The sequence below is a fragment of the Aliiglaciecola sp. 2_MG-2023 genome (assembly GCF_030548145.1).
GTDB lineage: Bacteria > Pseudomonadota > Gammaproteobacteria > Enterobacterales > Alteromonadaceae > Aliiglaciecola > Aliiglaciecola lipolytica_A.
Genome location: NZ_JAUORY010000003.1, coordinates 47,281 through 59,725, shown reverse-complemented (window position 1 = coordinate 59,725; position 12,445 = coordinate 47,281). Strand labels below are relative to the sequence as shown.

The 12,445-nt window shown below is 42.0% G+C and carries 9 protein-coding genes and 3 tRNA genes; 11 read left to right on the top strand and 1 reads right to left on the bottom strand.

The window, feature by feature from the left end:
• Positions 1–8 precede the first annotated feature (8 nt).
• The 3 genes from Q4567_RS04095 to Q4567_RS04085 are packed head-to-tail and all read left to right on the top strand — an operon-like array spanning position 9 to position 4,323.
• Positions 9–1,064: a homocysteine S-methyltransferase family protein gene (locus tag Q4567_RS04095; protein ID WP_216050087.1), complete on the top strand. Its 1,056-nt coding sequence runs from the start codon at positions 9–11 to the stop codon at positions 1,062–1,064.
• A 12-nt stretch (positions 1,065–1,076) separates the two neighbouring features.
• On the top strand, positions 1,077–3,713 hold the full coding sequence (metH, locus tag Q4567_RS04090) for a methionine synthase (protein WP_303499470.1): 2,637 nt from the start codon (positions 1,077–1,079) through the stop codon (positions 3,711–3,713).
• A gap of 22 nt (positions 3,714–3,735) precedes the next feature.
• Positions 3,736–4,323, top strand: coding sequence for a DUF938 domain-containing protein (locus Q4567_RS04085; protein ID WP_303499468.1), 588 nt, complete (start codon positions 3,736–3,738; stop codon positions 4,321–4,323).
• Between the two features lie 8 nt (positions 4,324–4,331).
• On the opposite strand, the gene Q4567_RS04080 is transcribed toward Q4567_RS04085, so the two are convergent.
• Positions 4,332–5,474 carry a GNAT family N-acetyltransferase gene (locus Q4567_RS04080; RefSeq protein WP_303499466.1) on the bottom strand — a complete coding sequence of 381 codons (1,143 nt, stop codon included), beginning with the start codon at positions 5,472–5,474 and terminating at the stop codon, positions 4,332–4,334.
• Positions 5,475–5,513: 39 nt separating this feature from the next.
• On the opposite strand from Q4567_RS04080, the gene Q4567_RS04075 reads away from it, so the two are divergent.
• The 8 genes from Q4567_RS04075 (at position 5,514) to oadA (ending at position 12,443) form a co-directional block, all read left to right on the top strand.
• A complete protein-coding gene (locus Q4567_RS04075; RefSeq protein WP_216050091.1) occupies positions 5,514–5,972 on the top strand; it encodes a regulatory protein RecX in 459 nt (152 codons plus the stop codon).
• Positions 5,973–6,099: 127 nt separating this feature from the next.
• On the top strand, positions 6,100–8,697 hold the full coding sequence (gene alaS, locus Q4567_RS04070) for an alanine--tRNA ligase (RefSeq protein ID WP_303499463.1): 2,598 nt from the start codon (positions 6,100–6,102) through the stop codon (positions 8,695–8,697).
• Between the two features lie 133 nt (positions 8,698–8,830).
• The gene (gene csrA / locus Q4567_RS04065) at positions 8,831–9,046 is read left to right on the top strand and encodes a carbon storage regulator CsrA (RefSeq protein WP_216050093.1); all 216 of its coding nucleotides are present in this window, start codon (positions 8,831–8,833) and stop codon (positions 9,044–9,046) included.
• 226 nt (positions 9,047–9,272) lie between these two features.
• Positions 9,273–9,365, top strand: a tRNA-Ser gene (locus tag Q4567_RS04060).
• 36 nt (positions 9,366–9,401) lie between these two features.
• Positions 9,402–9,478: transfer RNA gene (locus Q4567_RS04055), tRNA-Arg, on the top strand.
• Between the two features lie 215 nt (positions 9,479–9,693).
• Positions 9,694–9,770, top strand: a tRNA-Arg gene (locus Q4567_RS04050).
• 600 nt (positions 9,771–10,370) lie between these two features.
• On the top strand, positions 10,371–10,628 hold the full coding sequence (locus Q4567_RS04045) for an OadG family protein (RefSeq protein ID WP_303499460.1): 258 nt from the start codon (positions 10,371–10,373) through the stop codon (positions 10,626–10,628).
• Positions 10,629–10,658: 30 nt separating this feature from the next.
• A complete protein-coding gene (oadA, locus tag Q4567_RS04040) occupies positions 10,659–12,443 on the top strand; it encodes a sodium-extruding oxaloacetate decarboxylase subunit alpha (protein WP_216050095.1) in 1,785 nt (594 codons plus the stop codon).
• The last annotated feature ends 2 nt before the right edge of the window (positions 12,444–12,445 follow it).

The following is a 12,445-nucleotide window of genomic DNA, read 5'->3' as shown; positions in this document are numbered from 1 at the left end:
GTAATTGCGTGGCGCAAAATAACACCGAACAACTCTACTCCATTGCACAGCAACGAATTCTTATTCTTGACGGTGCAATGGGAACTATGATTCAACGGCATAAACTGGAAGAAGATGATTACCGCGGTGATCGATTTGTCGATTGGCATTGTGATGTCAAAGGCAATAACGACTTGCTTGTATTGAGTCAACCCCAAATTATTTATGATATTCATTGCCAATATTTCGAAGCTGGCGCTGACATAATCGAAACCAATACCTTTAATGCTACCACTATCGCCATGGCTGATTATGATATGCAATCCCTGGCCAAAGAAATTAATATTGAAGCAACCAAGTTAGCCCGTAAAGCGGCCGATGAATACACCGCAAAAACGCCCGATAAACCTCGTTTTGTTGCGGGCGTCTTAGGACCCACAAACCGCACGGCTTCAATTTCTCCCGATGTAAATGATCCGGGCAAGCGTAATGTGAATTTTGATCAACTGGTAGCAGCCTACTCAGAAGCGACACACGGTTTGATTGAGGGCGGAGCTGACATAATTCTAATTGAAACTATTTTTGATACATTGAACGCTAAAGCGGCTGCCTTCGCAGTAGACACTGTGTTTGATGAGTTAGGTATTACTCTACCCGTTATGATTTCAGGTACTATCACTGATGCCTCTGGCCGTACTTTATCAGGGCAAACTGCTGAAGCTTTTTACTATTCACTGCGACATATCAACCCTGTGTCATTTGGGCTCAATTGTGCCCTTGGACCGGATCTATTACGTCAGTATGTAGAAGAGATTGCTAACCAAGCTGAGTGTCTGGTTTCTGCGCACCCTAATGCGGGCTTACCGAATGAGTTTGGGGAATACGACATGGAAGAAGACGAAATGGCAGAACATATCCAAGAATGGGCGAAATCAGGATTGGTGAATATTGTCGGTGGATGTTGCGGCAGTACGCCAGAACATATTGCTGCAATTGCAAAAGCCGTAGAAGGCATTGCGCCTCGGGTTCCAGTCAAAAAAGAAGTTAAAATGCGCTTGTCTGGTTTAGAACCCTTTGTGCATTAACAGGAGTTTTTCGTGTCACAAGAACAACAAAATACCAGTGCTACCTTTGTAAACGTAGGGGAACGTACCAACGTTACAGGTTCAGCAATGTTTAAACGTCTGATCCTCGAAGATAACTATGAAGCAGCGTTAGATGTGGCTCGTCAGCAAGTTGAAAATGGTGCGCAAGTCATCGATATCAACATGGATGAAGCCATGTTGGATTCCGAAGCTGCCATGGTACGATTTTTATGTCTAATTGCCTCTGAACCAGACATTTCTCGCGTGCCTATTATGATTGACTCTTCTAAATGGAGCGTCATCGAAGCTGGCTTAAAGTGTGTTCAGGGGAAAGCGATAGTCAATTCGATTAGCTTAAAAGAGGGTGAAGAACCCTTTTTAAAGCAAGCTAAATTATTGAAACGATATGGTGCAGCGACTGTTGTGATGGCGTTTGATGAAAAAGGTCAAGCCGACACACAAGCTAGAAAATACGAGATATGTGAGCGCAGTTATAAACTATTAACTGAAAAAATCGGCTTTCCACCTGAAGATATTATTTTTGATCCGAACATTTTTGCCGTAGCAACCGGAATTGAAGAGCACAACAACTATGCGGTTGATTTCATCGAAGCGACTCGTCAAATAAAACAAAATCTACCGCACTGTCATATCTCTGGTGGTTTATCGAATATTTCCTTTTCATTTCGCGGCAATAACCCAGTTCGCGAAGCAATGCATTCGGTGTTTTTGTATTATGCCATTAAAGCAGGCATGGACATGGCGATTGTTAATGCCGGCCAGTTAGAAGTTTACGACAATATTCCTAAGGAATTAAAAGACGCTGTTGAAGATGTGATTCTTAATCGCCACCCAGATGCCACTGATAATCTATTGGCGCTGGCACCCAAATATCAAGGTGACGGCAAAGCGGTTGTAAAAGAGAATCTAGAGTGGCGTGAATTCCCAGTTAGTAAGCGTCTAGAGCACGCTTTAGTTAAAGGTATTACCGACTTTATCGTTGAAGATACTGAGGCTGCACGTTTAGAAGCTGAGAAACCTTTGCATGTTATCGAAGGTCCATTAATGGACGGCATGAACGTGGTAGGTGATTTATTTGGCGAAGGTAAAATGTTTTTACCTCAAGTGGTAAAATCTGCCCGAGTGATGAAAAAGGCTGTGGCCTACCTTGAACCTTACATCGAACTTGAAAAAGACCAAAGCAGTAGCAACGGTAAAATATTGTTGGCAACAGTAAAAGGCGATGTGCACGACATAGGTAAAAATATTGTTGGTGTGGTTTTGCAATGTAATAACTATGAAATTATCGATCTAGGCGTAATGGTGCCGGCTGCTAAAATTATGCAAGTGGCCAAAGACGAAAACGTCGATATGATCGGACTGTCAGGGTTAATCACTCCTTCTTTGGATGAGATGGTACACGTCGCAAAAGAAATGCAACGCTTAGAATTAGATCTACCGTTATTAATCGGCGGTGCCACCACATCAAAAGCCCATACTGCGGTAAAAATTGAACAAAACTATCACGGACCTGTGGTTTATGTGCCTAATGCCAGCCGAGCCGTCGGGGTTTGTCAGAAGTTGATTTCGGATGAATTTAGACCTGAATACGTAGCGCAATTGCAAAAAGAATACGACGTCGTCCGAGAGCAGCATGCACGTAAAAAGCCCCGTTCTAAACCTGTAAGTTTAGCTGCCGCAAGAGAAAATCGTTTTGATTGTGATTGGCAGGTATATCATCCTCCAGTACCCAAAACTTTAGGTGTGCAAACGGTAAATGTTGAGTTATCGGAATTGGTTGATTACATTGATTGGACACCTTTCTTTTTAACTTGGTCACTTGCGGGTAAATACCCACGAATTTTAGATGATGAAGTGGTTGGCGAAGAAGCTAAAAAGCTGTTTCACGATGCCACTAATATGCTGAAAAAGCTGTGTGAAGAAGGTAGCTTGGCTGCCAAAGGCGTGGTTGGCATCTTCCCTGCGAACCGTGTAGGTGATGATGTTGAAATTTATGCCGATGATAGTCGCCAGAACACGATTCAGGTAGCTCATCATTTGCGTCAACAAACCCAAAAGCCAAAAGGGTTTAATTACTGTTTAAGCGATTACATTGCGCCCAAAACCAGTAAAAAAGCCGACTATATTGGCGCTTTTGCCGTTACTGCTGGCATAGGTGAAGATGAATTAGCTCAAGCTTACATTGATGATGGTGATGACTACAACGGTATTATGGTCAAAGCCATTGCTGATCGTTTAGCAGAAGCCTTTGCTGAGTATTTGCATGCAAAAGTCAGAAAAGAAATCTGGGGTTATGCTGCAGACGAACAGTTAACTAATGAAGATTTGATTCGCGAAAAGTATCAGGGTATTCGCCCTGCACCTGGCTACGCTGCCTGTCCTGAACATACTGAAAAACAAGTTATTTGGGATCTATTGGACGCTGAAAATGCGACCGGTATGCAGCTTACTGAGTCATACGCGATGTGGCCAGGCGCGGCTGTATCTGGGTGGTATTTCTCACACCCTGATGCACGCTATTTTGCAGTCGCTCAAATTCAACAAGATCAACTTGAGGATTACGCACAGCGTAAAGGATGGAGCTTGGAGTATGCTCAGAAGTGGCTTGCTCCGAATCTAAACGGCTAACCTTATAAATAGTAGGTGACAGATGTTCGATAACAAAAACTTTTCACAACCTTGTGAGAATAATAAGGCACCTATCTTAGAGCAACTGCTTGTGCATTTTGCCAATCAAACCAAGGTATTGGAAATTGGTTCTGGCACAGGGCAGCATGCTGCATTTTTTGCACCTGCATTGCCACATCTAACTTGGCAACCGACAGATATTGCTGACAACCACGCCAGTATTAATGCGTGGTTAGAGGAAGCAAAATGCACAAATGTGTTGCCTCCTGAAGAATTCTTCATTGGCAAAGATAGCTGGTCTTTTCAAGACGTAAACGGCGTTTTTAGTGCGAATACCACTCACATTATGCAGCCTCATGAAGCCCAATTGATGATGCAAACTGTCGCTTTAAATTTACCTGAAACTGGGGTTTTCTGTCAGTATGGCCCATTTAAATTTGACGGTAAATATACTAGTCAGAGTAATGCGCAGTTTGACCAAAGCCTACAACAAAGAGGTTTTGGCGGTATCCGTGACATTGCTGAGTTAAAAAACTGGGCCACGCCATTAACCTTAGACGATATGATTCAGATGCCGGCCAATAATCATCTGTTAGTCTGGCGTAAGTAGTAACTTCGTTAGTCTTGTGATTTTTTAAACGGTAAGACTTCAGCGGCACTAATTTTATAGGCTTCAATCCCAGGGGCTTCTTGCTTAACAAAACGTGATACTGCGTCTTGGAAGGAGGGATCATCTAACCAGTGATTTGAATAACAAAATATCGGCTCAAATCCCCTTAGAATTTTATGTTCTCCTTGAGTGCCCGGGTTAAAGCTGGCTAAGTTTTGCTGGATACAGAATTCAATGCCTTGGTAATAACAACATTCAAAGTGCAGACCATCAAAGTCTTCTATTGCGCCCCAATATCGACCACACAACTGTGTTTGATCATATAAATAAAGTGCCCCAGCCACGGGGGTGTCATTGTGCGAAGCAATCACCAATAAGATGTTCTGTCGCATATTTTCGAGAATATTTGTAAAGAAAGATTTGTTTAAGTAACCACTATGACCGCTACGCTTTAAATAGGTCTGGCAATAGCAAAGATAAAAGAAATCCATTTCTACTGAGGTTAAGGTTTCGCCATGAAAGCGTTTGACGGTTAATTCTTGCTGCGCAATTTTTTGTCTTTCTTTGCGCACACTTTTTCTGCGTCGGGCGGTAAAGGTGGCTATGAAATCATCAAAATGCTGGTAGCCACGGTTAAACCATTGAAACTGGACACTTCTTCGTTGCACTGCACCAAGGCCTTGCAACTGTTGACTGACTTTTTCAAAGGGGAACAGAAAGTGTACAGAAGATGCGTCCAGGGCAGGCAATTGTTGTTTTATATACAGGTACATTTTTTCCAATAACTTTACTGGGTCAGTTTTATTATTGGTTAACAAACGCGTACCGGTAACAGGTGTAAAGGGAATTGCATTGACTAATTTGGGGTAATACTGTTTGTGATAACGCTGATATGCTTCTGCCCAAGCAAAATCAAACACATATTCGCCATAACTATGGCTTTTTTTGTACATTGGTAGGATACCGATAACCGCCTCATCCTGATAAGCTACCAAATGATGAGGTATCCATCCTGTGTCACCGCCAACAGAACCGGATTGCTCTAAGGCCGCTAAAAATGGGTAACTACAAAACAGCGCTTGATTTTGATTTAAATCATCCCAGATCTGTTTAGGTACTTCGTCGATTGAATGAATAAATTGAAAAAACAATACAAAGGTTCCGATGAATCAAGTTGATAGGCTATTAATATGTCAGACAATGATGTGAAGATCATCAATCATTCTATTACTCGTCTGTTAGCTCGTCGAGAACATAGTCAACATGAGTTAGTCACAAAGCTCACATTAAAAGGCTTAGATAGCGGTTTAGTTAAACAGCAAATCGCCTTATTTGCAGAAAAAGATATTCAAAGTGATAAACGTTTTGTCGAAGCATTTATTCGAAATAGAGTGTTGAAAGGGCAGGGGCTTAAACGTATCCAAGTTGAGTTACAACAACATAATATTGACGAAATGATAGTATCAAACAGTTTTGCCGACTGTGAAACAGATTTTGCTGAGACAGCCATTCAAGCTTATCGTAAAAAATACGGTGATACGCCGATACGGGATTGGCAAGACAAACAAAAGCGCATGCGTTTTTTGCAATATCGTGGTTTTAATCACGAACAAATTCGAATTGCTTTAAAAGGCGAACCTAATGAATGAGAATGATCAATACAGCTTGACAAATTCACGGCTTAACAAGGTTCCCTCATTTGTGGTATCGTTCGCCGCCTATAGCCTAATTAGCAAGCATTGTGCTTGTCCGACAACTTTTAAATCAGGAAAATGAATGAGTAAAACTACCGCTGAAATTAGACGCGCCTTTTTGGATTATTTTGCCAATCATGGTCATCAAATTGTTCCCAGTTCTTCATTGGTCCCGGCGGATGACCCTACGCTTTTATTTACCAATGCAGGCATGAACCAATTTAAAGATGTTTTTCTTGGTACTGAAAAGCGACGCTACAACAAAGCAACGTCTTCTCAGCGTTGTGTCAGAGCGGGTGGAAAGCATAACGATTTGGAAAATGTTGGCTACACAGCGCGACATCATACATTTTTTGAAATGCTGGGGAATTTCAGCTTTGGGGATTATTTCAAACAACAAGCTATTCACCATGCTTGGACGTTCCTAACCGAAGTATTAGGCCTACCTAAAGAGAAACTATTAGTCACCATTTATCATGAAGACGATGAAGCTTTTGATATATGGAACAAAGAGATTGGTATTCCAGCAGATAAAATTATACGCATCGCAACCTCAGATAACTTTTGGTCAATGGGAGATACTGGCCCCTGCGGACCGTGCTCCGAAATATTTTACGATCACGGAGAACATATTTGGGGTGGACGTCCAGGTACGCCTGAAGAAGACGGTGACCGTTTTATTGAAATATGGAACCTAGTTTTTATGCAGTTCAACCGAACTGCCGATGGCGTCATGCACCCGCTACCTAAACCTTCAATTGATACGGGTATGGGGCTTGAGCGTATTTCCGCGATTTTGCAGAACGTTCACAGCAATTATGAAATTGATATCTTTCAGAAGCTTATTGCCGCTGCAGCAAAAATTGTGGGCTCAACGGACTTAGAAGACAAATCCTTACGAGTGATTGCAGACCACATTCGTTCATGTGCATTTTTAATTTGTGACGGCGTTATGCCATCGAATGAAGGTCGCGGTTATGTATTGCGACGTATTATTCGTCGTGCCGTAAGACATGGATATAAGTTGGGCGCGAAAGATATTTTCTTTTACAAGTTGATTGACGAGTTAGGAGTTCAAATGGGTGAAGCTTACCCTGAACTCATTGATCAAAAACCGGTCCTTGAAAAAGTGCTCAGAGTTGAAGAAGAGCAATTCTCTCGTACCTTGGAACGAGGTATGACTATACTCAATGAAGCATTGTCAGAATTAGAGGGAGAAGTTGTTCCTGGAGAATTGGCATTTAAACTTTATGACACTTATGGGTTCCCTGCTGATTTAACCAATGATGTAGCCCGTGAAAAAGGTTTTACTATCGATCAAGATGGTTTTGATCAAGCGATGGCGCAACAACGGGAACGTGCTCAGCAAGCGAGCAACTTCGGTAAAGATTACAATGAAGCGATTCATGCTAAATCAAGCAGTGAATTTGTTGGTTACGAATTAGAAGCTGATCGCGCTGAGGTTGTCGAGTTATTCAATGACAAAGGCGCTGTCACTGAAATCAAAGCTGGTGATTCTGGTATTGTAGTGCTTTCAAAAACGCCATTCTACGCGGAATCTGGTGGTCAGGTCGGGGATACTGGATTACTCAAAGGTGACTCTGCAGAATTTAACGTGTTAGACACCGTTAAGCTAAATGATGCTGTTGCTCACAAAGGTATCGCGAATAAAGATATTAAAATTGGCGATGTTGTTGATGCTCAAGTTGAAGCTCAACGTCGCTCAGCAATTAAGTTAAACCACAGTGCTACTCACTTAATGCATGCGGCGTTAAAAACTATCTTAGGTGAGCATGTTAACCAGAAAGGTTCATTGGTGGACGCAGAGCGTTTACGTTTCGATTTTTCTCATTTTGAAGCGGTTACGCCTCAGCAAATTTTGGAAATCGAGTCACTCGTCAATCAGCACATTCGTTTGAATCATCGTCTAGATACTAAACTAATGGGCTTAGAAGAAGCTAAAAATGCCGGTGCTATGGCGTTGTTTGGTGAAAAATACGACGAAAACGTGCGCGTAGTATCGATGGGACCGTTTTCATTGGAACTTTGTGGTGGTACTCATGTCAACCAAACAGGCGACATTGGATTATTTAAAATAGTCAGCGAAAGTGGCATTGCATCTGGCGTACGACGAATAGAAGCGATTACTGGTCAAGCAGCATTACAATATGTGCAAGATCAATCGAAATTAATTAGCAGCATCTCTGGTCTATTAAAGTCAGAGCCTGCGAATTTAGAAAATAGAATCGTTGCTGTAGTTGATCACACCAAAGAGTTGGAGAAGGAATTATCTAAGCTTAAGCAGAAAATGGCTGCTCAAGCTGGAACTGATTTGGCGTCTAAGACTACTGATGTAAAGGGGGTGAAAGTACTTTCGACTAAAGTTGAAGGTGTAGAATCTAAAACTTTACGTACAATGGTCGATGACTTAAAGAACCAAATCGGCAGTGGTGTCATTGTTTTAGGTTTACCAGCAGATAACAAAGTGAGTGTTATTGTTGGTGTGACTAAAGATCTAGTTGGCAAAGTTAAAGCCGGTGAATTAGTTAATTATGTAGCCAGTCAAGTAGGCGGTAAAGGCGGCGGGAGACCCGATATGGCGCAAGCCGGAGGGAGTCAACCTGAAAACCTTGATGCCGCTATTAACTCTGTACATAGTTGGTTAGAAGAGCGCTTATAAGTGTTAATTAGTGAGTTTTTGTAAGTGACGACAAAAACATGGAATGCTAATTGTGTATTTTTCTGGAGTTAACTGGTAAATACGCTAATTTTAATTAGGGAATATTGTGGAATAACGCAAAAGGAGCAATAGAATGCTAATTTTAACCCGTCGTGTAGGTGAGACCTTGATGGTAGGTGATGAAGTCACCGTAACTGTATTGGGTGTTAAAGGGAATCAGGTAAGAATAGGGGTTAACGCCCCCAAAGAAGTATCTGTGCATCGAGAAGAAATTTATATGCGCATTCAAGCAGAAAAAAATGGAACTGCGAGTGAACGTTCCGGCAATTCGAGCGAAGATGTAGAATAAAGTAAAGTGAAAAACCTAAGAAGGCTGGTTAACCAGCCTTTTTTTTTATTTTATTTTTAATAATTGTTTTAACTATCTCGAAAATATAAGCATATCAATTCGTACAAAATACCATCATATTATTGCAGTTTTACGCTGATCGTCTAAAATCCCAGCATACAGGTAGTAAAGTGTAAAAAAAGGTTTGACTTCCTTTTGTGATTCAGTAAACTTCGCTCCCACATTTGGAGAGGTGGCCGAGTGGCTGAAGGCGCTCCCCTGCTAAGGGAGTATAGGGTTTGTAGCCCTATCGAGGGTTCGAATCCCTCCTTCTCCGCCATTCCTTTTTATCGGGAATGGAACAAATGTCTTTTACGCGTGTGTAGCTCAGCTGGATAGAGTACCTGGCTACGAACCAGGCGGTCGGAGGTTCGAATCCTTCCACACGCGCCATATTGAATCGAAGCTCCGCAGGAGGTTCGACAAAATCGTCAGGAACGATTTTGAACGTGCGAAGCGCGGCCCCGAAGGGGTGGAAGGCAGGATGCCTGAAATCATCCTTCCACACGCGCCATATTGAATCGAAGCTCCGCAGGAAATTCGATAAAACTGTTAAAGACTAGAAGTAGAATTTGACAGTTGTAAGTACAGAGTAAGTTAAATACCACGCGTGTGTAGCTCAGCTGGATAGAGTACCTGGCTACGAACCAGGCGGTCGGAGGTTCGAATCCTTCCACACGCGCCATATTTGAATCGAAGCTCCGCAGGAGGTTCGACAAAATCGTCAGGAACGATTTTGAACGTGCGCAGCACGGCCCCGAAGGGGTGTAAGGCAGGATGCCTGAAATCATCCTTCCACACGCGCCATATTTGAATCGAAGCTCCGCAGGAGGTTCGAAAATCAAAACTACGATTTTGTGCTTGAATAGCATTTTGCTAAAGAACGTATCTCGAGAAGTTAGAAATATAAAATCGACGTAGATGATTTGAAGTATAAGCAATAAAAAAACCGCTTTTATAAGCGGTTTTTTTATGTCCGAAGTTAAATTAAATATTTATAAGTAATTACCAATAAGTAATATTAATCTAAACGTGACGATTGGTATGATAGCGCTGCTTTGCATTAAATTAACTTTATAGCTAACGCTAAAAGTATTCGAACAGATTTACAGTATAAAGTGGCTAAATGATTGGTGGAGACGCCTAATCAGCGACTTGAGTGGGTAAAAATTCAAAATAGTTGAATAAGTACCCTAAAAATACAGTTTGCTTTGTGGATTTTGGTTGAGTTTTCAATGCTTAAGTGATACTTATCGATACCTAAACTAATAACAGTGTGAATTATATGCAAACGTCCATTTCTGAATTACTAATTGAAGCTGCCAACCTAATGGTAGTGGGTATGGTTGTGGTGTTTGTTTTCCTTACACTACTAATCGGCGCAGTAAACTTAATTGCTGCAATTAACCGAAGATTTCCTGAAGAAGTTGTCCCTGCGCATCCTGCTAGGACACAAAGGAAAGTGTCTAATGACAAATCAAATTCTTCCGTGCCTATTGCGGCAATAACCGCCGCAGTTCACCAATATCGAAAAAATAGATAGTCTAAATAAATCGATTTTTTAGGAGTTTCCATGAGCAACCCCCTTAAAATAACTGAATTGGTACTGCGTGATGCGCACCAATCTTTATTAGCCACTAGAATGCGATTGGATGATATGTTACCCATCGCAGCGAAATTAGATAAAGTTGGCTTTTGGTCAATGGAATCTTGGGGAGGCGCTACATTCGACTCTTGCATTCGTTATCTTGGCGAAGATCCTTGGGATCGTATCCGTGAATTAAAAAAGGCCATGCCTAATACACCTCAGCAGATGTTGCTAAGAGGGCAGAATCTTTTGGGGTATCGTCACTACGCAGATGATGTAGTTGAAAAGTTTGTAGAAAGAGCGCATACCAATGGCGTTGATGTGTTTCGTATTTTCGATGCAATGAATGACACTCGAAATCTGGAAACAGCGATTAAATCTGTGGTTTCTGTAGGCGCACATGCCCAAGGCACGATTTCCTATACAGTAAGTCCAGTGCATACCCTAGAGCGTTGGCTAGACATGGCTAAGTCCTTAGAGGATATGGGCATACATTCTTTGTGTATCAAAGATATGGCAGGGTTGTTGAAACCTTACGAATGTGAAGAACTAATTACTCGCTTGAAAGAAATTATAAGTGTGCCTATTGCCATGCAATGTCATGCAACCACTGGACTAAGCACCGCAACTTATCAAAAAGCCATTGATGCGGGTATTGATATGGTTGATTGCGCGGTATCATCTATGAGTATGACGTACGGGCACAGTGCAACTGAAACCATTATGTCGATTGTGGAAGGTACTGACCGAGATACCGGCTTAGATTTGCATCTGATGGCTGAAATCGCGAGTTACTTCAGAGAAGTGCGTAAAAAATACGCTAAATTTGAAGGTAGCTTGAAGGGCGTTGATGCACGAATATTAATTGCTCAAGTGCCTGGTGGAATGTTGACGAATATGGAAAACCAACTTCGTGAACAAGGTGCTGAAGATAAAATGGATGAAGTACTCAAAGAAATTCCTAAAGTAAGGGAAGATCTTGGTTTTATTCCATTAGTGACTCCAACTTCGCAAATCGTTGGTTCTCAATCTGTATTAAATGTGCTGACCGGAGAACGATATAAGAGCATCACTAAGGAAACTGCAGGTGTTCTTAAAGGTGAGTATGGCGCAACCGCAGCGCCAGTGAATGCAGAATTACAAGCTAGAGTATTAGATGGCCAAGAACCTATTACTTGTCGACCCGCTGATCTGATTGAACCTGAATTAGCTGCCTTAACCACAGAATTGACTGAAATTGCGCAACAGCAAAATATTAAGTTGGCTGAGGAAAAAGTGGATGACGTATTAACCTATGCATTATTCCCGCAAATCGGCTTGAAGTTTTTGCAAAATAGAGGGAATCCTGACGCATTTGAACCTGCTCCTACAGGCGAGACTGAAGCAAAACCTGCAACTTCGTCAGCTGCATCTTCGCCAGCCCAAGGTAAAGCAGAAAGTTATTCTGTGCGTGTTGATGGCAAGTCTTATGAAGTGGAGGTTGCCCCAAGTGGTCAACTTTCTTCAGTTAAAAGCACTGAAGCGGCGACGCCAACTGCCACCCCATCTTCTGACGAAGGTGTTGAATTAAACGCACCATTGGCGGGTAATATATTCAAAATCTTAGTTCGCGAAGGAGACGAAGTGAGCGAAGGTGATGTCGTCATCATCATGGAAGCGATGAAAATGGAAACAGAAATACGTGCTATCGAAAGCGGTATCGTGACTGATGTACTTGTATCAGAAGGCGATGCAGTCCAATCAGGTCAAGCTTTATTGAGTTTAGGATAATT

What these genes read in the sequence shown, in the direction of transcription:
- Q4567_RS04085 (WP_303499468.1), top strand. Translation starts at nt 3,736, where the DNA reads ATGTTCGATAACAAAAACTTTTCACAACCTTGTGAGAATAATAAGGCA.
- Q4567_RS04075 (WP_216050091.1), top strand. Translation starts at nt 5,514, where the DNA reads ATGTCAGACAATGATGTGAAGATCATCAATCATTCTATTACTCGTCTG.
- alaS (WP_303499463.1), top strand. Translation starts at nt 6,100, where the DNA reads ATGAGTAAAACTACCGCTGAAATTAGACGCGCCTTTTTGGATTATTTT.
- csrA (WP_216050093.1), top strand. Translation starts at nt 8,831, where the DNA reads ATGCTAATTTTAACCCGTCGTGTAGGTGAGACCTTGATGGTAGGTGAT.
- Q4567_RS04045 (WP_303499460.1), top strand. Translation starts at nt 10,371, where the DNA reads ATGCAAACGTCCATTTCTGAATTACTAATTGAAGCTGCCAACCTAATG.
- oadA (WP_216050095.1), top strand. Translation starts at nt 10,659, where the DNA reads ATGAGCAACCCCCTTAAAATAACTGAATTGGTACTGCGTGATGCGCAC.